The sequence below is a fragment of the Cyanobacterium sp. T60_A2020_053 genome (genome assembly GCA_015272165.1).
Lineage (GTDB): Bacteria > Cyanobacteriota > Cyanobacteriia > Cyanobacteriales > Cyanobacteriaceae > Cyanobacterium.
This window is the reverse complement of record JACYMF010000069.1, coordinates 1-22,756: the sequence shown is the minus strand read 5'-3', so window position 1 is coordinate 22,756 and position 22,756 is coordinate 1. Positions and strand designations below refer to the sequence as shown.

The window sequence follows — 22,756 nt, the reverse complement described above, 5'->3', positions numbered from 1 at the left end:
CTAGAGACTACCTATCAATTAATTAATTGATAGCCCCAATGCTTCACTGTTCCTCATTTACATCTACTACTGCCACAGGACCTTCGATGGAAATATTGTAATCTTGAGGGATGGCATAGGGTTCAATTTTGCCTTGAGCTTGTGCTGATAAAAGTTCATTTTCGTAGTTTAATAATACGTCTCCTTGATTTCTCGTCTAAAAAACATCGGAGGCTTCTCTGGCATCTTTGGGTAATACAGTAACTGAACTATAAACTTTATTAACGTATTCTTTGGCTTGTTCGACTGTGCCTCCTGACTGGGTAACGCTACCCCAAAGGGCGAGGAAATTCCAGCGCGCGCCACCGGAGGTTTTGGGATTGGCGGTAATTACACTAATTTCTGGATCGGCTAAGTCTTGCCATGTTTCAGCTTTTTTTCCTCCTTCTCTACTGACGAGGGCAACTACTGAGCGAGTAATAATGCCGTTTTGTCCAGCGACTTCGTTTTCCCAACCCGGTTCGATCAATCCAGACTCTTGGATGGCATAGTGATCCGACGCAAGGGCAAGGGCAACCACGTCTGCCTCCAAACCGTCAATAACGGCTCTAGTTTGAGAGCCTGAACCACCATAGCTTTGGTCAATAGTTACTTTTTGTCCTGTTTCTGCTTCCCATTTTTGAACGAATTGGGGAACGATTTTTTGATAAGCGCCTTGCGTAACGGCATAAGTCACAAGGGTTAAGGTCACTTCTTCTTGATTGGCTTGTGGCGACTGTGGTTGGTTGGTTTGAGGGGCGCTGGTGTTATTGTTCCCACAACTGGCAATTACCGCACTAACGGTTAACCCCAATACAAATTGTCCAAATAATCTTCTTTAAAATCTCATCAGTTATGTTTTGCAAAATTTGTTAGGTACTATCATAATAGATACTAAAATAAATTTCAATACATTTTAAAAATATTTCACTGTAAAAGAAAATATTGTTTTTGAGAAATGGTAAACACTACATAAATTATGGCAAGACCAAAAAGAGCGATAGCACCACTAAAGATAATAATTATTTTGTTTGCTGGTTCGTAAGTATCTTGTTCAATGGCACGGCATACCGAGAAATATTGAACTGTTGAGATTAAAACACTGATTAAACCAACACTGGCAAAAAGTAAGCCCATTTTCCAGCTAATACCAAGACGAGGAATTTCTGCAGATTGAAAGGTAGGAAGACGTAAAATAACCACCCCAAAACCCATTAATCCTAAGGCAGTTCGCATCCATGCCAAGTAAGTGCGCTCGTTTGCCAAATGATCTCTGATGCGTGAGGAGTTTAGTTGTGATGATTTTTTCTCTGATATTTTGGTCATTTTATCGATATACTATAATTCTATTAATTTATAAAATGTAATAAAAATCATTTAAAATTCAATTAGACATTGTCAATAATCTAAAATGATAGCTACAGAGTTAATATTTTTAGTCGTTATTTTTTTAATAACTAGCATTATTGGAGTGGTAACAGGGAGCAATTCTTTGATTACTGTACCAGCAATGTTAGAGTTTGATTTTGAACCAGCTAGGGCAATCGCTACTAATATGTTTGCGTTAATATTTATGAGTATTGGCGGTACAATTCCTTTCTTGAAAAGTGATGCTTTAAAACGTCCTGATTTGCCTTTGTTATCGGTTTTAACGGTGATTGGTTCGGTGGGGGGCGCTTTTCTTGTTCTCCTTATTCCAGCCGATACCATGCCTTTGCTGATTTCAATTTTTATGATTTTGGTAACGATTTTTTCTGTATTTAATAAAAATAAAGGCATAGAAAAACCAGAAAAACCTAATCCCAAGGCTTTAAAAATTGGCTATGCTTTGACTTTCCTTTTGGGAATTTATGGTGGTTTTTTTAGTGGTGGTTATGTGACGACTTTAACGGCTTGTTTTATCGGTTTTTTGAATATGACTTTTGTGGAGGCGGTAGCGATTACTAAGGTTTTAAATATTTTTTCGTCTCTCATTGCTACTCTAATTTTTATGACTCAAGGTTTGGTGGATTATCAGTTGGGGATAATTTTGGGGGTGACGATGTTTTTTGGGGCGATGGTGGGCGCTAAAATTGCGATGAAAATGAGTAATTTATGGTTAAGAAGAATTTTTTTAGTTGTAGTAATTTTCTTGGCGGTGCGCAATTTATTACAATGGATTAATTAGTGGGATTCGTTCAATCCAAAAGTTAAGTTTGAAATACCTGAAACGTGGGCTTGGAAAGAGCCTCCAGAGAGGGGGGGCTCATCTCTTGATAACTTTTTCAATGTCCCGAAGATAATTATTCTCTAGGTTGGGAGATTCAAAGTCAAAGTATATAAATTTTTTCCAAGTTTCATCCTATCAACAATCTAGTCTAACAGCATCTCTCAATTTATTGCTATAAAAGGCGCTATATTGCCAGATAGGTGCGTCTTAGCTTATTCCAGATTGTTGAGTTTTTATTTTCATACTTCGATTCAGCAACTGGCTGGATTATACTAATCATTGTATGAATTATTTTCTGAGTGAATAAATTTATTCTTTTAATATTGATTGTTTCGGAAAGTGACAAAACAGGGATATATTGAAAGGACACAAACTTAATCACCATTATGCTGTGGTGCTTCTTGTGTTTAAAATTTTTCTCAATGACTATTAAAAAGTTGAACCATTCCAATCCCACATCGAACCTTTAGCATCAGCAAATTCAATATAAATGCGGTTTTTAGCAATGCCTAATTTTTGATTAATTTCCGTACAAAAATCATCACTCATCGCCTTAGTTTGATTAGGATTCATATTACCCACGCTTTTAACTTCTACATAACAAGTGGGGTCCAAACTACCTCCAAAAGTCATGGGAATATCAGCTTCAAAAGCTGTCATGACAAAAGATTCTGGTTTACCTAAATGTTTAGCTAATTTAGCAGATAACAATTTCAATAATTGATTAACATTTTCATTGTCAGGAGTTTTCAGAGAAGATTGGATTTTGATTAAAGGCATAATTAAACTGTTTTTTAGCTTAGTTTTATAAGTAAAATATTTTATTTTGACACTCTCCGCCAATATTGACTAAATTTTTCTCAAATCAATTAATCAATCTTTTCTTAATTAATAATATAAAGTATTAAAACATTTTACTTCGCTCATTACATATACTTAGAAACATCTTCTTCGCACTTATCAGCAAGGAAGCAAAGGGACCGAAATCTTAAACCAACTAATTGTTCATATAAAGGATTTAACTTACACATGGGGGGAATATGAACAATTTTTTTGCCAAATAGTTTAATATCTCTCTCAAAAGGACATTGAGGGGGGATCATTTTACAGAGGAAGCGCGCTACCCTAGGATCGTCTATGTCCATACCATCTAACCATTTTTTCATGGGTTGTAATACATTAATATTACTTTCATCTGATGGTGATGTAGGTTGTTGAGAATTCCAAAGAGTAGATTCTAGGGATTTTAAGGCTTCTATATCTAAACCCAAAGCCTTTTGAAATTGATGGACAGTATCGGCTTCTGCTTGAGAATAAACACCGTTAGCAATAGCCATCATCACTGCTGTACGCAAAAAATTTTCTTTTACTTTGAGATCATTTCCCAATGCTTCGGCTAGTTGATGGGCGCTGATGGGTTCTAATTCGCCCAATTCAGTGTGAGGCATTAATTCGTCTTGGGTTAAACTGGCGATTAATTCCTGTTCTTCGGGATCAAAATGACCATCCGCATAAGCAACGGTGAGTAATCCTCTTAACCAAGCAATAATGACACTATCTTCCAAACGTAATGGAGTGATGTCAGCATTAATTATTTTCATCGGGATACCACCAAATAGACTTTTTTCTATTCTATACTTGACTTTTGTTAGTGAGCAAAAAAATCTATATTTTTATAAGTTATCATACAAAATTAGTTATATATAGGCAAGGGGTTCAAACCCCTTGTTGTTATGGCTTTGAAAAAAATAAAAGTCACAATTAATTTTGCTTACTTACTTAATTTACCCACCGTGTAATGAATTACACGGCTAATAGTATTCCGTTCAATAAATTGAACTAAGATGTTGATCTTACTAATTTGTAAGTGATCGCGCAGCGGCAGCCTTCGGCTGATCAAGCGGACTTGATATAAAACCTCGTAATTGTCAATTATCAATTGTCAATTTGTCCTTACCAATCCACTTTTTCAGCACTATCTAATTAGCTTGGTTGTAGGAGATTTTCAGCGCCCTTCACCACTTCAGCAGAGATAATTTGATCATCAGGAGTCAATTGTTCTAAAACATCAGCGCCCTCCGTCACATAACCAAATACGGCGAAACGTCCATCCATGAGGTTGTAACCGGGAGGAGTCACTTCCGTATCAAACTTAAAGAAGAAAAACTGGGATGAACCACCATTAGGATCAGTGCTAGGACGAGCTAAAGCCACCGCGCCGAAAGCATTAAAGGGTAATACTGGTTGTGCCAGATATAATCCCACATCTTCCGTAGTAAAGCCATAAATTGGCTCAGATTCACCTCTCACGAGAATTTCTAAAGGGATGGCGCGATATTTTTCCGTTTCAGGATCAATAAAACCCAATTCTGGACCTTCTGGATCACCTGTTTGAATTACATAGTAATCTTCAGCACGAATAAAAGGTAAACCATCATAGAATTTTTTTTGTACCAAATCGACAAAATTTCCGCCTGTAACAGGGGCGCTATAACCATCTACGACAATGATTAAATCTCCCTTGGTGGTAGTTACTTTAACATTAGCTCGCCCCAATAGTTGAGGTAAATTAGCGTATTCTTCAGGTACAGAGTAAGGAAAACCCGTTACCATTGCTTCTTCTAACTCGGTAATATTATCAAGAATTTCTTCTCTAACTTGATAAATTGCGTCTCTTTTTTGTCCTGCTACTAATTCTTGTAAACTTTCCACATCATTGGTAATGGCATTAACCAATTCTTGGGCGCGGGGTTGAAAATCCTCTGGCACGTTGTCAGCAAGATCATTTTTATGCAACTGCAACACATAGGCAGCGTTTCTGACTTCTTTTTCTACTCTTTTCCAGCGTTTAGAGCGTAAATCCCGTTCGATTTTTTCGATATTGGTTTGTACTTCTCTTAATTTATCATTATCGATAGGTAAAGCGTAACGCAAAATCGCTTCAGGATCAGTGATAGCATCCCCTTGAGCGAGAATACTTTGTCTGGGGGCATCAGCAAAAGCAAGATTATTAAAATTATTAGGGGTGAATATTATTGCCGTTGTTACCACTAGCATGGTTGCTAAGGTAACTTTAATCAGCCGTTGCCAAATCTTCATGATTAATTATTGTATTGAAATTTTCTATAAATCTTCTCTTGTCATTATTCCATAAAAGGGCAAAGGGCAAAGGAAGGAATGTAGAATGTAGAAGTAATTATTTTCTAAATTCTAAATTCTAAATTTTCTCCCCATCTCCCCTTCCACCCTTTCCCCGAAAAACCTAACTATTGGTAGGAATTAAATCAAGATAAGCATCAAAATCTTTGAGTGCTTCAATATACTGACTTTGCGCTAGATTACTATTACGATCTTTAGCCGCCGCATCAATTCTTTCTAAATGAGTGAATAACTCTCTGGCGAGGTTTTGAGCAGGTTTTTGATCTTTTTGCAGTAAACGGCTAGAAGCATTGGTCATAGCTTGACGTAGTTCTCCTAACGGTCCATGAATAAAGGTTCTGGTATCTACCCAATTTTCACTTTTAATATACTCCTCAAGGATAGACATTTGTTCTCTGGCAACGGCGACGGGCGCTCGATATAACTGCAACTGCTCAATTTTAGCAGGAGTATAAACAGTAGGAATTTTCGCTTTACTAGGGCTACTACAACTCACTAATAAAGTGGTAACTAGCACCAATAACATGGAAAGAATAGGTTTTAATCTTTTCATTGTTTTAATATTTTCTCTAAAAAGTTTTATCCCTATCATTTTCTCAGAATTATTCACATTAGCAAAATTTTTTCTTGTGATTGGATATTACTATCTAAACTAAAATACATTTAACTTGCATATTTAATCCGTTAAGCCATGAGTTAAAGCAAAACGAACCAACTCAGTACGACTATTCGTAGCAGTTTTCGTAAATAAACGGCTGACATACTTTTCCACATTTCTCACACTGGTTTGTAGAGTCTTTGCGATTTCCTTATTCATCAAACCTTGTGCCACTAGATCTAACACACTTTGTTCCCTAGGGGTCAAATCTATCTCAAAGGGTGAAGCTGAAACATTTAGACGAGAAGTATTATCCAACTTATCTTTTATATCTTTGACATCTCTTACTAACTCATCCAACTGTAGATTCCCAGGGTTAGATTCTTCCCTGAGACGATTTTTTGCCAATAAATTTTTAACAATGGCTTCTAATTCTTCAGGATCAAAAGGCTTGGATAAATAGGCATCACATCCGGCAGTATAACCTTCAATACGATCTCCTGTCATTCCCTTAGCAGTCAAGAAAACCACAGGAATATTTTGCAAACGACTATCTTCCCTGAGTTGAGCGAGAAACTGTAAGCCATTGACTTCTGGCATCATAATATCTGAAATAATTAAATCAGGTATGTCTTCGGTAATATTTGCCCACGCTTCTTTTGCATTACTCGCCGTTTTCACCTCCCAGCCTTCGTTATCTTCTAAGTAAGCCTGTACTGATTCTCTGATGCCTGGTTCGTCATCTACTAATAAGATTTTCTCTAAATCTGCCATAGCCGTTATTAAAATTGATCTTTATTCTCAATATTAACTCAGTTATCAAACAAATTTTTTAATATAGTTGTTGCGAAATAACAGAATATGGTTTTAATTTTGAATATTAACTGATGTTAGGCACAATAAACCTTAAAACACTAATTTTTCGTTCGCACTCAACCTTTGAAACTATTAATATCTCATTTGACTGCGTAAAATCAGTTATTCGGCTTATCCATTGTCCAGCGCCCTCCGCCATATTACAATCGTCTTTCAATAGCATTACCCCAAGTCTTTGTCATGTCGGTAATAGATACATGAATTAAATTTTGCTCTTGATAATTAATCTCTAGGTTATCACCTGTAACAGTGCCGACTTTTTGCCATTTATCCCCTAATTGAGATTGTAACAATGACTCGAAATCTGTTTGTTTATCAGGAGAAACAGAAACAATAATTAAACTGGCGCACTCCCCATATAATAAAGCATCCAAGCGCCCTTCACCATGAGGCAGAGAAACAGTAGCGCCCTTCACCCCACTGATACAACATTCAGCTAAGGCCACAGATAAACCACCTTCCGCACAATCATGGGCGCTATGGATTAAACCATCGGTAATACCTTGACGACAAACACTTTGTACCGCTTTTTCCAAAGCATAATCAAGACTAGGAGGCTTTCCAGCGATGGTGTCGTGAATAGTAGCGAGATATTCCGAAGCGCCCAAAGTAGGCTTAAAAGCACCCAAAAGATAAATTAAATCCCCTTCATTTTGCCAACCCTGCCCAACAATTTTAGTAAGATCAGGAATTAAACCCACCATGCCGATGACAGGAGTCGGATAAATGGGTTGAGGATTACCTTCACTATCCACCGTTTCATTATATAAAGACACATTACCACCAGTAACAGGGGTGTTAAACTCACGACAGGCTTCGGAAATTCCCGCACAAGCATGATGTAACTGCCAGTAACCGATAGGCTTCTCAGGGCTACCAAAATTAAGATTATCCGTCACTGCAATGGGGAGGGCACCCACACAACTTAAATTACGAGCTGCCTCTGCCACCGCTAAAGATGCCCCTAAATGAGGCTCTAAATACACATAACGGGGGTTACAATCCGTAGTTGCGCCAATACCAGTGGTTGCCAATTCTGGTTTACCATTCACAGGGCGCACTCTGATTACCGAGGCATCAGCGCCCCCCGGCAACATTACTGTATTATTTTGGACTTGATGATCATATTGCCGATAAATCCACCGTTTAGAAGCAATATTAGGCTGATCTAATAGGGTTAAAAGAATTTCACCCCATTTTTGACCTTTAACGCCGTCCGCTTCACAGGGGGGCAATAAGTCCTCATTCCAGCCCCACGCTGTTTGAGCGTAGGAGGGCGCTTCTGTTAATAATTCATGGTGATAAACGGGGGTGTTTTCCGCTAAAGCAGTGCAAGGCACTTCCGCCGCCACCTTACCTTGATGGAAAATGCGCACAATTTGTTCTTCTATTACCTTACCAGCTACCACGGCATGAAGCCCCCAGCGCTCGAAAATATTGATTAATTCTTGTTCGCGCCCTTTTTGAGCTACAAATAACATTCTCTCTTGAGATTCCGAGAGGAGATATTCATAGGGAATCATGCCAGTTTCCCGTGCTGGAATTTTATCTAAATCTAACTCAATACCCAAATTACCTTTGGCTGCCATTTCCGAAGTAGAACAAGTGATCCCAGCTGCCCCCATATCCTGCGCGGCTACGACTGCCCCAGTCTTAAAGGCTTCTAAACAGGCTTCAATGAGGGATTTTTCCAGAAAAGGATCGCCTACTTGCACCGCCGGGCGATCATCCATAGATTGATCTGTTAACTCTGCGCTGGCAAAACTAGCGCCCCCCATACCATCCCTTCCAGTAGTCGAACCGACATAAAGAACAGGATTACCAACTCCCGAAGCTCCGGCTTTAACGATGTCATCAGTTTCCATCAAACCGATAGCCATGGCGTTAACTAGGGGATTGCCTTTGTAAGCAGGGTTAAAATATACTTCACCCCCTACGGTTGGTACGCCCACGCAATTCCCGTAATGACTTATACCCTCCACCACTCCTTTAAAAATGCGTTTGGTGTGAGGATTATCTAAATTACCAAATCTGAGAGAATTGAGGATAGCGATGGGGCGCGCGCCCATGGTAAAAATATCTCTGAGGATACCGCCTACTCCTGTGGCTGCGCCTTGAAACGGTTCGATGGCACTGGGATGGTTATGGGATTCAATTTTAAAAGCCACCCTTAAACCGTTGCCAAAGTCCACGACTCCAGCGTTTTCCCCCGGTCCTACTAAAATTCTTTCGCCTGTGGTAGGAAATTGCGATAATAGAGGTTTCGAGTTTTTATAACAACAATGTTCAGACCACATCACCCCAAACATCCCTAATTCAGCACGGTTGGGATGTCTGCCAAGGCGTTGGACAATTTCTTCATATTCTGCTGGTTTGATGCCTTCTGAGGCGATTTCGGCTGGGGTGAAGGGCGCTGACATATACTCGTCTTGGTAATTTTAACCTTAGTATTATATCTTAAAAGGGCAAGAGGCAAAGGTAAATAGGTGGTGCTGAAAAAGTGGAGTAGTGAGGGCAAATTGACAATGGACAATGGATAATTGACAATTATCAGTAATCTGTAGGTTGGGTTGAGGTTACGAAACCCAACAAAAAGTAAGCTATTAGAACTCTCCAGAAATACAGGCAAGGTGCCTGTTTCACCGCGCAAAATCCTAATTGTTGGAGAAGTCTATTTTATTTGTAATTGATTAATTTTTCTTGCTTGAGAAATTTAACTTCCGCTTCCAGAGACTCAATACGATCAATTAAACTACGGATTACCGTCGCTTCCGAATCAGGTAAGTTACCATGTTCAAGGGGATTAACCTTAACTCCAGAACGATAAACAATGCGCCCCGGAATACCAACCACAGTACATTCTGAGGGAACATCTTTTAATACTACCGAACCTGCACCGATACGCACATCATTACCGATTAATAGATTACCCAATACTTTTGCCCCAGCGCCCACCACCACATTTTCACCGAGGGTAGGGTGACGTTTTCCAGTCTCCTTGCCCGTGCCACCTAAGGTTACACCCTGATAAATTAGGCAATAATTTCCAATAATAGCAGTTTCACCAATGACTACCCCCATACCATGATCGATAAATACCCCTTCCCCAATGGTAGCGCCCGGATGAATTTCGATGCCTGTAAAGAAGCGCCCGAAATGAGATAATAAACGGGGTAGAAGTGGTATGCCGAGATGATGAAGCCAATGGGAAAAACGATGTAACACCAGCGCCTGTAACCCCGGATAACAGAATACTACCTCTAACCAATTACGGGCGGCAGGGTCACGGTCAAAAATAATCTTAAAATCGGAAATTATAGAAGATAACACAGTAATTTAATTTGGTAAGAATTTTTACTATTTTTATTATCTCTCATCGTTACCACATCTGCTTTAAGTATTATCCGAATAACTATGAATTATGAATTATGAATTATCAATTATGAATTATAATCCCCCCCCCGCTTCCCTTTCTCCTTTTCCAAAAGTTAGATTATGTTATATTTACCTTTGCCCTTTGCCCTTTGCCCTTTTTTTTCACATCTACTTATTTACATTAAATATACTGGTCTCCGATAATGAAGGGTTTGGGAGATCATCCGAAAAATTGGTAATGAGTAGTAATGGTAAAATTAGAGTTATTAAAGCGATTGCACCGCCGAATAAATTAGTCGTTATATTGTGCGTGGAATTGTTTACCGTATTCCTCGACCTGCCACCAGCTTCCATAAATTTGTAAGAAAATATTAAAGAATAATTAAGTAAATTGTTTGTGATTATGTCTTAATCATACACAAAGTCAATCATAACAGCTATTCTTTTTGATGACTGTAGTTAAGATAACTTTTGAGAATTGACAATGGATAATAGATAATTGACAATGGATAATTGACGTCAACCAAATTCGGGCTAAAAGCACGAGACAAGGTGCAAGAATGTTATTTTTTGGAGATGTCTAGTAAACTTAGATACAAACTAGCTTTTGAAAATTGTGAGTGAAAACCAAAATAGTACCCAAACTCGTAAGGACGACCATATCCGTATTTGTCTCGATGAAAAGGTACAATGTCAGCAAATAACTAACGGTTTGGAAAATTATAGTTTCACTCATAGCGCCCTCCCCGAATTAGATTACGCAGAAATCAGTTTAAGCACCAGCTTTTTAGGTCAAAAAATCAGCGCCCCTATCCTTATCTCCTCCATGACGGGAGGTACAGAAAAAGCACAATTAATTAATCAACGCCTTGCTATGACGGCGCAAAAATACGGTTTAGCCATGGGAGTTGGTTCGGGTAGGGTGATGATCGAAAAGCCCGAAATCGTTGCTACCTTTGACGTGCGCTCTATTGCCCCCGATATTTTATTATGGGCAAATATGGGCGCTGTACAGTTAAATTATGGTTATACTGCCCAAGAATGTCAAAAATTAGTAGATTATTTGGGCGCTGATGGTTTGATCTTACATCTTAACCCTTTACAGGAGTGTATTCAAACGCAGGGAGATACCAATTTTAAGGATTTATTGAGCAAAATTGGCGCAGTGTGTGAGGGTTTGTCTGTGCCAGTAGTAATCAAGGAAGTTGGTAATGGTATTAGCGCCCTTCTCGCTATGCAATTAATTAAGGTGGGGGTTAGTGCCATTGATGTGGCGGGCGCTGGTGGCACTTCTTGGGCCATGGTGGAAAGTGAAAGGGCAGATAATCAGTTACAACGGGAATTAGGCAAAACCTTTGCTAATTGGGGTATCCCTACGGCGCAATGTGTGGCGGAGATTGCTTCTCTCTATCCCGATATTCCTCTCATCGCTTCCGGAGGCATTCGCAACGGCTTGGAAGTGGCAAAATTAGGGGCGCTGGGTGCTGATTTGGTGGGTTTGGCTTATCCTTTTTTACGAGATGCTTTGGCGGGGGGGAGGGCGCTGGATGATTTAGTAGAGTTACTAACTGCAGAAATTAAAACCGTGCTTTTTTGCACTGGTTGTCAATCTTTTTCCGAATTACACACTAAAAATGTTTTAGTTAAGCTCTAGGGCAATACTTTCAATATTTTTTCATAATAACTTATTGCTACAAACGATTTAAAACTGTCATAAGTAAGTAGGGTTTGCTGAATAACTCGGAAGTATTGATTAATAAAGGTTAAGACATACACAAGCATCAAAAAATACGCAAAATTACGCTTTTTTTGAATATAAATACAATTAAAATACAAAATTACATATACTACATGAGGATAATAAAACCTCATAATTGTCAATTATCAATTTGCTCTCACGACTCCACTTTTTCAGCAATACCTAAATAGGTAGGCAAAATTAATTGTATGTTTATATTGAGAAAGGCAGAAGGCAACAGAGCATTAAACAGATTTTATTAATTTCAACATATACAATCTATTTCGCAACAACTCCAATATCTTAGTTCAATTTATTGAACGTTATTCTGTTAGCCGTGTAATTCATTACACGGTGGGGAAATTAGGAAAATACAATTTTTTTGATAACTGATTATTGAGACTTAAAATATTATTGCCGACCTTTCCAGACGATTTCAGATCGAACTGAAATTACATTAAGATAAGATAAAGCAATAAAACTTTAAAATTATTTATGTTTATTAATATTTCCTCATCAACCAAAATCAAGAAATTTATCGAAGATAAATTACTCTTTGGCAATGAATTAACTCCCGAATTGGGCGCAATTTTAACCGTATATTTTGTACAAGGAATCCTTGGTTTAGCTAGGTTAGCCGTCAGTTTTTTCCTCAAAGATGAGTTGATGTTATCCCCAGCGCAAGTCTCCGCTTTAATGGGCGTGGCGGCTATTCCTTGGATAACTAAACCCCTCATTGGTTTTCTCAGTGACAGTAAACCTCTATTTGCCTATCGTCGTCGCAGTTATTTAGTGCTGTCGGGGGTGTTGGGGGCGCTGGCTTGGGTTGCTCTCGCTACCATTGTTAACAGCGTCTGGGGGGTTACTATTGCCATTTTAATAACTTCCCTTTCCGTGGCGATGAGTGATGTTATCGTTGATTCTGTGGTGGTGGAGAGGGCGAGAAATGAATCTTTAGAAAAGTCAGGCTCTTTACAATCTGTTACTTGGGGTTGCTCTGCGGTGGGAGGGCTTATCACCGCTTATTTTAGCGGTTTATTGCTGGAATTTTTCAGCGCCCGTCAAATATTCTTAATAACGGCTTGTTTTCCTTTGTTAGTGATAGCGGTAGCATGGTTCATTATTGATCAACCAGTGACAGAAAATGACCAAAAAACGCCCATTCTGGCTCAAACTAAGCAATTATGGCAAACTTTGACCAAAAAATCTATTCTAGCGCCCGTCATCTTTGTTGCTTTATGGCAGAGTACCCCCAGCGCCGATTCTGCTTTTTTCTTTTTTACCACCAATGAATTAGGTTTCAACGCCGAATTTTTAGGGCGTGTGCGTTTAATTACTAGCCTTGCTTCGTTAATCGGCATTTTCTGTTATCAAAAATGGTTAAAACAAATCTCTTTCCGTGTCATGTTGGGGTGGTGCGTAGTAATATCTTCCCTGTTAGGCTTGACTAGCTTAATCCTCGTTAACCATTGGAATCGTAGTTTAGGCATTAGCGATCATTGGTTTAGTCTTGGTGATAGTCTAGTGTTAACGGTGATGGGTCAAATTGCTTTTATGCCTGTTTTAGTTTTATCCGCTAGATTATGCCCAGAAGGTATCGAAGCCAGTTTTTTCGCTCTTTTAATGTCTATTTGGAATCTAGGCGGATTACTTTCTCACGAGGGAGGGGCGCTGTTAACTTCTTGGTTAGGAGTGACAGAAACAGATTTTACTAACCTGTGGTTATTGTTACTAATTACTAATTTATCTAGTCTTTTACCCTTATTTTTGATTAAATTATTACCAAATACTGACCCTCAAGAGGAATCAAAAACCTATAATTTCCCAGTATCAGAAGTATATGAACATCACAGCCCCGGCGGTAATGCCGTTAATGATATGATGCCTGATGTGGTAATAGATTTTATCAAAACCACTTCATCAAAAAAATAATTGTGATAGAGTGTCTCGCAAAGACGCAAAGGCGCCAAGTTTTATTGTAATTTATTCTCTGAATTTAATATAACAAGGGGCTTAAGCCCCTTGCTTGTAATTTTGTAACACTAATTTTGCAATGAATCATTAATTATTCATTGTCAATTATCCATTGTTAATTATTTTACTTGCAGATAATGACCTAATGTCCTTATCATAATGAGAGCGTATCTATAGTAAAAGCAAACAAGTATTAATTTCTATGAAAATTACACAGGAAAAACTTCCTGCTAGTCAAATCGGTTTAGAAATCGAAATTCCAGCAGACACAGCTAAAACCACTTATGAGAAAGTAGTTAGTCAAATTGCCAAAAATACCAATATACCCGGATTTAGACCGGGTAAAGCACCTCGACCCATTTTATTGCAAAGGTTAGGACATGATAGAATTAAAGCTGCCGTATTAGAAGAATTAATCCAAGATAGCTTAAAAACTGCCCTCGAACAAGAATCCATCAACTCTTTAGGTAATTATCGTTTAATTTCTGAATTTGAGGAACTAATTAAAAATTATCAACCTAATGGTGGTTTTACTTTCAAAGCAGCCGTTGATGTGCCTCCAGAAGTAGAATTAGGACAATATCAAGGTTTTGAGCTACAAGCGGAAGAAATCGTCTATGATTCTAAGCAAGTGGATGATGTCATCGAAGAGCAACGTCAACGTCGTGCCACTTTAGTACCGGTTGAAGGGCGCCCGTCACAACAAGGAGATATTGCTATTGTTGATTTTGAAGGACGTAAACCAGCAGAAAATGAAGGAGAAGAGGGAGAATTAATCGAAGGCACAAGCGCTCAAGAATTTGAAGTAGCATTAGATGAGGGTAAATTTATCCCCGGTTTTATAGAAGGTATCGTCGGCATGAATATTGGTGATGAGAAAAAACTAGACCTTACCTTCCCTGAAGATTATCCTCAAAAAGATTTAGCTGGTCAACCTGTGGTTTTTTCTGTTACTCTTCAAGACTTGAAAGAAAAAGAGTTACCAGAATTAGATGATGATTTTGCTAAAGAAGTTAGCGAATTTGAAACTATGGCAGAATTACGGGAATCTTTAGAAAAGCAGTACCGAGAAAAAGCGGAGAATGATACTAAAGTTAATATTCATGGTGCTATTGTTGAGGAATTATTAAAACATACCACTATTGACTTACCTGAAACCATGCTAGAGGAAGAAGTCCAAAACCTCTTAATGCAAACTGCCAGAGAAATTGAACGCATGGGAGTTGATCCTAATAAATTTTTTAGCAGAGATATGGTAGGTAAAATGAGAGAAACCGCTAAACCTGAAGCGAGTAAGAACCTACATACTAACTTAATCATTGCTGAAATTGCCCAGCGTGAATCCATTACTTTAAGTGATGAAGAAATTAACGCCAAAAAAGAAGAAGTTACTAAGGATATGGATTCAACTCAAATTGATCCTGTTAAATTAGATAAATTTGTGCGCAATGATTTATTGATGGAAAAAACATTGACTTGGTTACAGGAAAAAAATCAAGTAAATTTAGTGCCAGAAGGTTCTTTAAATCCTCCTGAATCCGAAGATGAGGAAGAAGTTTTAGAAGATTCTATGACTTCAGAAGAAAACCAAGAAGGTTAATTTCAATCTTTGTAAGGGTTGAATAGTATTCAACCCCTACGCGCCAATGAAAATGATTCATAAAAAAGAGAATTAAGCTGTTTTTTCTATCAATAACCCTTGTAAATATTTATGTAAAATTTCCCCTGTTAAACTAGCAGTTGATTTACCTAATTGAGTGGCTAAATCAGACAATTTTTCCTCATCTTCCCTTGATAAAATTACATTGATTGAGCTTTCTTTTTCTAAAAATTTTTCAGCATAACTTTGATAAATATTTTTAGCGTTCTCAAGGCTTTTTATGCTTTGCCATTCTTCATTTTCCACACTCATTAAAAGCTCTTTCTCTTCTTGATTTAAGTTACTCATTAACCTTACCTCTTAAATATTTCTTAGTCATTTTGCGACTTGGGATAATTGTTTTTAAAAATATCTCCTTATCACTCTCAACAAAAGGAACTAAATACACATATTTTTTAAATTTTATAATAAAAATATTTTGCTGACAATACTTTTCTTGATGATAGTGTTCAATTATATCTAATAAATCTCCTTCTTTAATGGCTCTAATAACTTCAGCAAAACTGATATTTCTGCTTTTTATTAACAAATTATTTTTGTCTTCATTCCAATTAAATTTTTTCACCTGATAGCTGTCATACTCTTAATTTTCTTAACTACAGCAATCATAAACCATTTGTTAGGAATCAATTATGAAAAAACATCGAAAGAATTATCAAGAAAAAATGCAACAACTCCAATGGTTAATGTAGCTTTTGAGGGTTGAATAGGATTCAACCCACAATGTCAAATCTTAATCCACAATCGATTAAAATATAATCAAGTTACTTTTTAGGCTTACCCTTACCACTCAATAACACTGCACCGAATCCAATTAAACCTAACATTAAACTAGGTTCTGGGGTTGTGACGGAGGGCGCAATATTCCAACTACTCGCAACAATAGTATTCTCTTCGTTATTAATAGCCACTGAGTTAGCAAAACTTTCGGTGAAATAAATACTATTGCCACCATTTAAAACCCACTGGCTGGGCGTTTGGCTTGAGTTAGTAGAGATAACATCGTCACTAGCATTGAAATTTCCCCAATTAGGAACGGAAGTTAGCACCCCTGAACTATCGGTCGCAAAGTTTCCACCTCCGGAGTCGATAGTATTATCGAATGTAGTAACATGGGCGCCATTGCCAAAATTAAAGGTAATACTGAGAACCTCACTAACTTGCCAAGTTTGACTTTCAACACTACTACCACCATTATCAAGGGCAACCGTGGCGAGGAATGTATCCCCGACACCAAAACCACCATCAACTCCATCATTTTGGAAAACTGTAGAATTAAAGGTAGCATTAAAAACAGCGCCCTCCGCCACACCCATCATCCCCAAAACACTACCCAAAGTTAAAAGAGTAGTAAAAACCCCGAAACCCTTATATTTGTAGGAGGTAGCATTCGCTAAATTTTTCATCAATTCAATTTCCATTTTTTGAATTAAATATTTTCTTATTTTAGACGATTAAAAACTAATGAGATCAAGAAATTTGGGGGGATCAGGTAAAATTTAATTAAAATGATTGACGATTGATCTATGATATAGAGAGACAATGTTGGTAATATAGATAGCACTGAAGATATGACAAACCAGCCCGACCGAATTATTATATTTGATACCACCTTGAGAGATGGAGAACAATCTCCGGGTGCTAGTTTAAATGCAGAAGAAAAATTAAATATTGCTCGTGCTTTAGCTAAATTAGGGGTGGATGTCATTGAAGCTGGTTTCCCCCATGCCAGTGTAGGAGATTTTGAAGCAGTTAACAAAATTGCCCAGTTAGTGGGTACGGAAAATGGACCGATTATTTGTGGTCTAGCGCGCGCCACCAAGGCAGATATTAAAAGTGCTGGAGAGGCATTACAACCAGCTTTTAAACGCCGTATTCATACGTTTCTCGCCACTTCTGATATTCATTTACAGTATAAGTTAAAGAAAACCCGTGAAGAAGTATTGGCAATCGTGCCAGAAATGGTAGCCTATGCTAAAACCTTTACCGATGATGTGGAATTTTCCCCCGAAGATGCCGGTAGAAGTGATCCAGAATTTTTGTATCAAGTGCTAGAAGTGGCAATACGGGCGGGCGCTACTACGGTGAATATTCCTGATACCGTTGGTTATACCACCCCTAGCGAATACGGCGCCCTCATCAAAGGTATTAAAGAAAATGTGCCGAATATTGACCAAGCCATTATTTCCGTTCATGGTCATAATGATTTAGGGTTGGCTGTTGCCAACTTCCTCGAAGCAGTGAAAAACGGCGCGCGCCAGTTAGAATGTACTATTAATGGTATCGGTGAAAGGGCTGGAAATGCTGCCTTAGAAGAATTAGTTATGGCACTTCATGTGCGCCGTCAATACTATAATCCGTTTTTGGGCAGAGAGGTGGAATCAACAGCGCCCCTCACCAATATTGACACCAAACAAATTTATAAAACATCCCGTTTGGTTTCCAATCTCACGGGGATGATGGTACAACCTAATAAAGCGGTGGTGGGCGCTAATGCTTTTTCTCACGAGTCTGGCATTCATCAAGATGGAGTCTTGAAAAATCGTCTCACCTATGAAATCATGGACGCTGAATCCATCGGTTTAACTACCAATCAAATTGTTTTGGGTAAACTGTCGGGGCGTAATGCTTTCCGTAGTCGTCTGCAAGAATTGGGTTTTGATTTATCAGAAAATGACCTTAATAAAGCCTTTTTGCGCTTTAAAGAAGTTGCGGACAAAAAACGAGAAATCACCGATTGGGATTTGGAAGCCATCGTTAACGATGAAATTCAACAACCGCCCGAACTTTTCCGCCTTGAGTTAGTACAAGTGTCCTGTGGTGATCATTCAGCGCCCACCGCCACAGTGACATTACGCACCCCTGACGGCAAGGAATTAAGTGATGCTTCCATCGGTACAGGTCCAGTAGATGCGGTGTATAAAGCCATTAATCGAGTGGTAAATATTCCCAATGAGTTAACAGAATATTCCGTTAAATCCGTTACGGCTGGAATTGATGCCATGGGAGAAGTTACTATTCGTTTAAAGCACGAAGGGCGCACCTATTCTGGTTATGCTGCCAATACTGATGTGATTGTGGCTTCGGCGCGCGCCTACATCAGCGCCCTTAACCGTTTATACGCCACTTTGCAAAGTAAAAAGGAAACGGCAGTAATTTAAAGTAGGTATCAAAAGGTTTCAAGGTTAATAGGTTTCAGGTTGCAGGTTGCAGGTTTCAGGTGTAATTTTCAAACCATTATATAATTCTATCAAAGAATTGAACATAAAAAATCAATTAAGATATGTTTTTTCTCAATTCTTTAACCTAATACCTAATACCTGACACCTCCCCTCAACGACAGCACTTTTTCACCAACACCTAATTAAAAGTTATAATATAAGTGGCGGAAGCGTTAGTTTCCGTTCACTCCTCACACCATAACCCGCTCTTACAGCGTAGGGGCGGATTACTTTTTTAGATTTTAGATTTTAGATTACTTCATTAATGATATGGCAATGGATTATTTACCCTCATTGAGGGAAGATTATATCAAAGGTGGTTTATTAGAAAAAGATGTATTAACTGATCCTTTTCAGCAGTTTCATCGCTGGTTTGAGGATGCCGTCAGCGCCCGTCAAATTGAGCCTAACGCCATGACTTTAGCAACGGTGGATGGCGACGGGCAACCCCACGCGCGCATCGTCTTATTAAAAAATTTAGATGCCCGTGGCTTTGTATTTTTTACTAATTATCAGAGTGATAAAGCTCAAAATTTAGCAGTAAATCCCAGAGGGGCGCTGGTGTTTTGGTGGTCAAGTTTAGAGCGACAGGTGCGCCTAGAAGGACAAATCGAAAAAATTTCGCCCCAAGAATCCGATGATTATTTCTATAGTCGCCCTCTCGGTTCACAATTAGGCGCTTGGGCTTCTCCTCAAAGTCAAATTATCGATAGTCGTCAGGTTTTAGATGAAGGGTTGAGGGCGCTGGAAGAAAAGTATCAAGATCAAAAAGTGCCACGCCCTGAGCATTGGGGCGGTTTTAGGCTCATTCCAGCCCGTTTTGAGTTTTGGCAAGGGCGCTCTAATCGACTTCATGATCGTCTGTGTTATACTCCTGACAATCAAGGTTGGCAAATTCAACGTCTTGCACCTTAATCAATCAATGGTTGCAATTTTCGTGAGGATTATTAACCACTGGGTTTATCCAAAGCAAGAATGGCTCCTGTTATCGCAAAATTAGCAACAAAAATGAATGATAAAATACCGATAACTTTATGTATATCATAATTTAATAAGCGCCACTTCGAGCCAAAACGAATTTTAAAACCAAGTGCTAATTTTTGCCATCCATTCCATAGTAATAAACCAGTAATAGTTAATAAAAATAAACTGATTCCCACAAAACCTAAAACAGTTTTGCCAATAATTCCTGCTAATAACTCTGTATGAAATTTAATAAAAATAGGGTCAAAAGTATTATTTCTTTGGTATATTTGTAATATTTATCCTGATTGGGGATTAATATAAAAATCTTGCCGAATATTTTTATTTTTATGAATTTTTAAAGCAAGTTTTTTCATTTTGAAAATATCTTTATAACTATAATGGGATTGCTATAGCGATTGTAGATAATTAGTGGCAGTCATAGCTGATCATTTAATCAGTGGGAAGATAAGCGCCCTCCACCGTTTTTTGATAGAATTATTAATTTCCGTAACAAATTACCCCAAAAAGTATTTACCCTTGCATTAAGACAAGATAAAATGGTGTGCTATGAATGATTCTAGTTTAAGCAACAGCGCCCTCGAAATTGACGACCTCAACCCTTTAGATATGATTGAGGCAGAAATCCCCCCCAAGCCCGATCCTGACGAGATGCTGGGGTTAATTTCCCATGGCAATTTACAGGAGCAAATCAGAGGAGTAAGGGCGTTTTGCGAAATTAGCGATCATCGTGCCATCCCTTTATTAATTGAGCGTTTAACCCATACTTGCCCGTTAATTAGAGTGAGTGCCGCCTACGCTTTAGGGCGCAACACTCATCCATCAGCCGTTTCTCCCCTCATTAATACCTTACAAAATGATTGGAATGGTTATGTGCGTAAAGGAGTGGTGTGGGCGCTGGGTAATAGTGCTGATTCCAATAGCTTTAAACCTCTTCTCCATGCCCTTAAATATGACATTGTTGCGGTACGGTTGTGGTCGGCTAGTAGCATAGCAAATATCGCCAAATTAAAGTATGAAGATACTATTACAGCCATACCAGTTTTAATCAAAACCCTAAGAAAAGACCCCATTTCAGCCGTGAGAAGTAACTGCGCTTGGACTGTCGGGCGCTTATGTCGAGAATTACCTAATAATGTGGTTTATAATACTGCTATCGATGCTCTTATTGAAGCCTTAGTCGAAGATGAGGATTTAGGGGTAAAAGAAGATGCCAAAAGTGCTTTGTTAAAATTGGGCGATGCTCGTGGTTTACAAACCATTGAAGAGTTAGAGTTTGAAGGAATTATTTGATTAAGATTTCTATCTGTACTCCTATTTATCATCAACTACTTAATCTGCTTCGTCAACATACCACTTACAAAGATTTACGTCATCTTCAAGCACTAGCTTTGATGATTCATGCACTGATTTCTAGTGGTACGATTAATTTAAATGAATGGGAGGCTTATGTTTGTAGTGGTCGAGCTATTCCGTTTCTGTGGAAAGCTATGGAACATAATAGTTCTACTGTTGCTTTTCGAGAATATAAATTAATTCTCAGATTAGCACCAAAAATATTATCGGAATATGATGATGTGATGGTACTAGCAGATCGAGGGTTTGCTAATTACCAAATACTACGTTGGTTACAAACTACAAACTGGGATTATTGTTTACGTTTACCCATTGATGTCCATATGGGCAATGGTAAATGTAAAGGTAAGCAGTTAAAAACACTTTTACCTCCTGTGGGAGAAGCTACTTTTTATCACAATGTTTTTTTATGGCTAGAGAATCAATGCCAATGTAACTTAGTGTTGGCAAATGTGAGAGGAATAAATGATCCTTGGGCAATTATTACTTCAGAGAAACCTACCTTAGAAACATTATGGCAGTATGGATTGAGATTTTCTATGGAAGAATTATTTTTAGATAGTAAGTCTGGGGCATTTCAACTAGAACAGTCCAAAATTCGTAACTCAAAATCTTTAGACAGGCTATATCTGGTGGTCGCATTGGCAATCTTATTTTCCACTTCTCAAGGTATGGCAGTTCAAATTAAGGGATTACGAACTCAGGTCGATCCACATTATTCAAGGGGAATTAGTTATTTTAAAATAGGTTTGCGTTGGCTCACAGGTGTAATTCATAAAGGGAGAAATTTATTTCCACCCATGCCATTATTATCGAAAGACCCAGAACCTTGTTTCGCCTCAAAAAAAGCAAAAGAAGATTATTATGATGCCATTTGGTTCAGTCGAATAAAAGAGATAAAATACTATATTTAAAAGGATTTAAAATAAATGTGTCAGGCAGTCAGGGGCGCTGGTTTTAGGGAAAATTTTGATAAATTTCTTGACGATGCAAAAATCGAACGAATCTAACAACATTTTCATCGGCGTATATACCCATTCGATAGTTTCCTATTCTGATACGATAATAATTTGTTTCTCCTTTTAAAGGTTTAATATTGTTAATTTGTTGTAAGTTATCTAATTTTTCGATTTCTTCAATAATTAATTGAGTTTTGCGTAACAATTTTACATCTTTAATTTTTTTTATGTCTTTTTCAAAACTTTTTCTAAATTCTATTTTCATGATTTCTGTTTTAGAATTGCCATGAGCGATTCTTTTTCAACTAATTCTGTATTTTCTCCTTCTTTAATAGCTTTTAATAAGGAATTTTCTTCCATAAGGTCTATTATTAAATCTGATAATTCTTCTTTATTTTCTCTAATAACTTCTATTATTATTTCTTTTATAGTTTGTTTTAGTTGATTGTTTTCTAATGAGATATTATTCATAATACTTTAGTTCTTTTTTATGATTATACTTTATTTTAAAATTAATATGAGGCGAAGTATCATCAACCACCGTGTAATGAATTACACGGAACCAATAGTATCACGTTCAATGAATTGAACTAAGATGGTATTTATTATCTTTTGGTGTGGCAATTAAG

22 protein-coding genes and 1 pseudogene are annotated in these 22,756 nt (G+C 37.9%); 8 read left to right on the top strand and 15 right to left on the bottom strand.

Annotated elements, in window-relative coordinates; all coding sequences use genetic code 11:
• Positions 1 to 43: 43 nt before the first annotated feature.
• A pseudogene (locus IGQ45_10185) lies at positions 44 to 832 on the bottom strand (sulfate ABC transporter substrate-binding protein).
• Between the two features lie 113 nt (positions 833 to 945).
• Entirely contained in the window at positions 946 to 1,344 is a 399-nt protein-coding gene (locus IGQ45_10180; protein ID MBF2057564.1) for a DUF202 domain-containing protein, read from the bottom strand.
• Between the two features lie 85 nt (positions 1,345 to 1,429).
• On the opposite strand from IGQ45_10180, the gene IGQ45_10175 reads away from it, so the two are divergent.
• Complete coding sequence (locus IGQ45_10175) at positions 1,430 to 2,185, top strand: sulfite exporter TauE/SafE family protein (protein ID MBF2057563.1); 756 nt, start codon at positions 1,430 to 1,432, stop codon at positions 2,183 to 2,185.
• A 471-nt stretch (positions 2,186 to 2,656) separates the two neighbouring features.
• Here IGQ45_10175 and IGQ45_10170 read toward each other — a convergent pair whose 3' ends face one another.
• The 7 genes from IGQ45_10170 to cysE form a co-directional block, all read right to left on the bottom strand.
• Positions 2,657 to 3,007: a hypothetical protein gene (locus IGQ45_10170; GenBank protein MBF2057562.1), complete on the bottom strand. Its 351-nt coding sequence runs from the start codon at positions 3,005 to 3,007 to the stop codon at positions 2,657 to 2,659.
• A gap of 146 nt (positions 3,008 to 3,153) precedes the next feature.
• Positions 3,154 to 3,828: a nitrogenase gene (locus IGQ45_10165; protein ID MBF2057561.1), complete on the bottom strand. Its 675-nt coding sequence runs from the start codon at positions 3,826 to 3,828 to the stop codon at positions 3,154 to 3,156.
• Positions 3,829 to 4,210: 382 nt separating this feature from the next.
• Positions 4,211 to 5,326 carry a peptidylprolyl isomerase gene (locus IGQ45_10160; GenBank protein MBF2057560.1) on the bottom strand — a complete coding sequence of 372 codons (1,116 nt, stop codon included), beginning with the start codon at positions 5,324 to 5,326 and terminating at the stop codon, positions 4,211 to 4,213.
• Positions 5,327 to 5,489: 163 nt separating this feature from the next.
• Positions 5,490 to 5,939 (bottom strand): photosystem II protein PsbQ, encoded by a 450-nt coding sequence (psbQ, locus tag IGQ45_10155; protein MBF2057559.1) that lies wholly within the window; start codon positions 5,937 to 5,939, stop codon positions 5,490 to 5,492.
• A 123-nt stretch (positions 5,940 to 6,062) separates the two neighbouring features.
• Positions 6,063 to 6,758 carry a response regulator transcription factor gene (locus tag IGQ45_10150; GenBank protein MBF2057558.1) on the bottom strand — a complete coding sequence of 232 codons (696 nt, stop codon included), beginning with the start codon at positions 6,756 to 6,758 and terminating at the stop codon, positions 6,063 to 6,065.
• A 242-nt stretch (positions 6,759 to 7,000) separates the two neighbouring features.
• Complete coding sequence (purL, locus tag IGQ45_10145) at positions 7,001 to 9,280, bottom strand: phosphoribosylformylglycinamidine synthase subunit PurL (protein ID MBF2057557.1); 2,280 nt, start codon at positions 9,278 to 9,280, stop codon at positions 7,001 to 7,003.
• Between the two features lie 256 nt (positions 9,281 to 9,536).
• Positions 9,537 to 10,190, bottom strand: a complete 654-nt coding sequence (cysE, locus tag IGQ45_10140) for a serine O-acetyltransferase (protein ID MBF2057556.1) — start codon at positions 10,188 to 10,190, stop codon at positions 9,537 to 9,539.
• Between the two features lie 652 nt (positions 10,191 to 10,842).
• On the opposite strand from cysE, the gene IGQ45_10135 reads away from it, so the two are divergent.
• The 3 genes from IGQ45_10135 (at position 10,843) to IGQ45_10125 (ending at position 15,547) form a co-directional block, all read left to right on the top strand.
• Positions 10,843 to 11,889: a type 2 isopentenyl-diphosphate Delta-isomerase gene (locus tag IGQ45_10135; GenBank protein MBF2057555.1), complete on the top strand. Its 1,047-nt coding sequence runs from the start codon at positions 10,843 to 10,845 to the stop codon at positions 11,887 to 11,889.
• A 579-nt stretch (positions 11,890 to 12,468) separates the two neighbouring features.
• Positions 12,469 to 13,905: a folate/biopterin family MFS transporter gene (locus IGQ45_10130; GenBank protein MBF2057554.1), complete on the top strand. Its 1,437-nt coding sequence runs from the start codon at positions 12,469 to 12,471 to the stop codon at positions 13,903 to 13,905.
• 244 nt (positions 13,906 to 14,149) lie between these two features.
• The gene (locus IGQ45_10125) at positions 14,150 to 15,547 is read left to right on the top strand and encodes a trigger factor (protein ID MBF2057553.1); all 1,398 of its coding nucleotides are present in this window, start codon (positions 14,150 to 14,152) and stop codon (positions 15,545 to 15,547) included.
• A 72-nt stretch (positions 15,548 to 15,619) separates the two neighbouring features.
• Here the strand turns inward: IGQ45_10125 and IGQ45_10120 are convergent, their stop codons facing one another.
• The 3 genes from IGQ45_10120 to IGQ45_10110 all read right to left on the bottom strand — a co-directional run bounded on the left by IGQ45_10120 (position 15,620) and on the right by IGQ45_10110 (position 17,013).
• Positions 15,620 to 15,895, bottom strand: a complete 276-nt coding sequence (locus tag IGQ45_10120) for an antitoxin (protein ID MBF2057552.1) — start codon at positions 15,893 to 15,895, stop codon at positions 15,620 to 15,622.
• Positions 15,888 to 16,172, bottom strand: a complete 285-nt coding sequence (locus IGQ45_10115) for a BrnT family toxin (GenBank protein MBF2057551.1) — start codon at positions 16,170 to 16,172, stop codon at positions 15,888 to 15,890. Before IGQ45_10115 ends, IGQ45_10120 begins: the two co-directional genes overlap by 8 nt.
• A gap of 199 nt (positions 16,173 to 16,371) precedes the next feature.
• Positions 16,372 to 17,013 (bottom strand): PEP-CTERM sorting domain-containing protein, encoded by a 642-nt coding sequence (locus IGQ45_10110; GenBank protein ID MBF2057550.1) that lies wholly within the window; start codon positions 17,011 to 17,013, stop codon positions 16,372 to 16,374.
• 165 nt (positions 17,014 to 17,178) lie between these two features.
• Here IGQ45_10110 and IGQ45_10105 point away from each other — a divergent pair, with 165 nt between their 5' ends.
• Entirely contained in the window at positions 17,179 to 18,768 is a 1,590-nt protein-coding gene (locus IGQ45_10105; protein MBF2057549.1) for a 2-isopropylmalate synthase, read from the top strand.
• Between the two features lie 336 nt (positions 18,769 to 19,104).
• The gene (pdxH, locus tag IGQ45_10100) at positions 19,105 to 19,743 is read left to right on the top strand and encodes a pyridoxamine 5'-phosphate oxidase (GenBank protein ID MBF2057548.1); all 639 of its coding nucleotides are present in this window, start codon (positions 19,105 to 19,107) and stop codon (positions 19,741 to 19,743) included.
• A gap of 32 nt (positions 19,744 to 19,775) precedes the next feature.
• Here pdxH and IGQ45_10095 read toward each other — a convergent pair whose 3' ends face one another.
• Positions 19,776 to 20,090 carry a PepSY domain-containing protein gene (locus IGQ45_10095; protein MBF2057547.1) on the bottom strand — a complete coding sequence of 105 codons (315 nt, stop codon included), beginning with the start codon at positions 20,088 to 20,090 and terminating at the stop codon, positions 19,776 to 19,778.
• Between the two features lie 271 nt (positions 20,091 to 20,361).
• Here IGQ45_10095 and IGQ45_10090 point away from each other — a divergent pair, with 271 nt between their 5' ends.
• Together IGQ45_10090 and IGQ45_10085 are read left to right on the top strand one after the other, a co-directional pair.
• Entirely contained in the window at positions 20,362 to 21,105 is a 744-nt protein-coding gene (locus IGQ45_10090; GenBank protein ID MBF2057546.1) for a HEAT repeat domain-containing protein, read from the top strand.
• A gap of 5 nt (positions 21,106 to 21,110) precedes the next feature.
• Positions 21,111 to 22,082, top strand: a complete 972-nt coding sequence (locus IGQ45_10085; GenBank protein MBF2057545.1) for a transposase — start codon at positions 21,111 to 21,113, stop codon at positions 22,080 to 22,082.
• Between the two features lie 43 nt (positions 22,083 to 22,125).
• Here the strand turns inward: IGQ45_10085 and IGQ45_10080 are convergent, their stop codons facing one another.
• Both IGQ45_10080 and IGQ45_10075 read right to left on the bottom strand, forming a co-directional pair.
• Positions 22,126 to 22,392 (bottom strand): type II toxin-antitoxin system RelE/ParE family toxin, encoded by a 267-nt coding sequence (locus IGQ45_10080; protein MBF2057544.1) that lies wholly within the window; start codon positions 22,390 to 22,392, stop codon positions 22,126 to 22,128.
• On the bottom strand, positions 22,389 to 22,598 hold the full coding sequence (locus IGQ45_10075; GenBank protein ID MBF2057543.1) for a hypothetical protein: 210 nt from the start codon (positions 22,596 to 22,598) through the stop codon (positions 22,389 to 22,391). Before IGQ45_10075 ends, IGQ45_10080 begins: the two co-directional genes overlap by 4 nt.
• Between the last annotated feature and the right edge of the window lie 158 nt (positions 22,599 to 22,756).

Bases quoted from the DNA above. Each gene is read 5' to 3' on its own strand.
- IGQ45_10110 (MBF2057550.1), bottom strand. From the start codon at position 17,013: ATGAAAAATTTAGCGAATGCTACCTCCTACAAATATAAGGGTTTCGGG.
- IGQ45_10165 (MBF2057561.1), bottom strand. From the start codon at position 3,828: ATGAAAATAATTAATGCTGACATCACTCCATTACGTTTGGAAGATAGT.
- IGQ45_10170 (MBF2057562.1), bottom strand. From the start codon at position 3,007: ATGCCTTTAATCAAAATCCAATCTTCTCTGAAAACTCCTGACAATGAA.
- IGQ45_10120 (MBF2057552.1), bottom strand. From the start codon at position 15,895: ATGAGTAACTTAAATCAAGAAGAGAAAGAGCTTTTAATGAGTGTGGAA.
- IGQ45_10075 (MBF2057543.1), bottom strand. From the start codon at position 22,598: ATGAATAATATCTCATTAGAAAACAATCAACTAAAACAAACTATAAAA.
- IGQ45_10090 (MBF2057546.1), top strand. From the start codon at position 20,362: ATGAATGATTCTAGTTTAAGCAACAGCGCCCTCGAAATTGACGACCTC.
- purL (MBF2057557.1), bottom strand. From the start codon at position 9,280: ATGTCAGCGCCCTTCACCCCAGCCGAAATCGCCTCAGAAGGCATCAAA.
- IGQ45_10080 (MBF2057544.1), bottom strand. From the start codon at position 22,392: ATGAAAATAGAATTTAGAAAAAGTTTTGAAAAAGACATAAAAAAAATT.
- IGQ45_10125 (MBF2057553.1), top strand. From the start codon at position 14,150: ATGAAAATTACACAGGAAAAACTTCCTGCTAGTCAAATCGGTTTAGAA.
- IGQ45_10150 (MBF2057558.1), bottom strand. From the start codon at position 6,758: ATGGCAGATTTAGAGAAAATCTTATTAGTAGATGACGAACCAGGCATC.
- pdxH (MBF2057548.1), top strand. From the start codon at position 19,105: ATGGATTATTTACCCTCATTGAGGGAAGATTATATCAAAGGTGGTTTA.
- IGQ45_10175 (MBF2057563.1), top strand. From the start codon at position 1,430: ATGATAGCTACAGAGTTAATATTTTTAGTCGTTATTTTTTTAATAACT.
- IGQ45_10130 (MBF2057554.1), top strand. From the start codon at position 12,469: ATGTTTATTAATATTTCCTCATCAACCAAAATCAAGAAATTTATCGAA.
- IGQ45_10180 (MBF2057564.1), bottom strand. From the start codon at position 1,344: ATGACCAAAATATCAGAGAAAAAATCATCACAACTAAACTCCTCACGC.
- psbQ (MBF2057559.1), bottom strand. From the start codon at position 5,939: ATGAAAAGATTAAAACCTATTCTTTCCATGTTATTGGTGCTAGTTACC.
- IGQ45_10105 (MBF2057549.1), top strand. From the start codon at position 17,179: ATGACAAACCAGCCCGACCGAATTATTATATTTGATACCACCTTGAGA.
- IGQ45_10160 (MBF2057560.1), bottom strand. From the start codon at position 5,326: ATGAAGATTTGGCAACGGCTGATTAAAGTTACCTTAGCAACCATGCTA.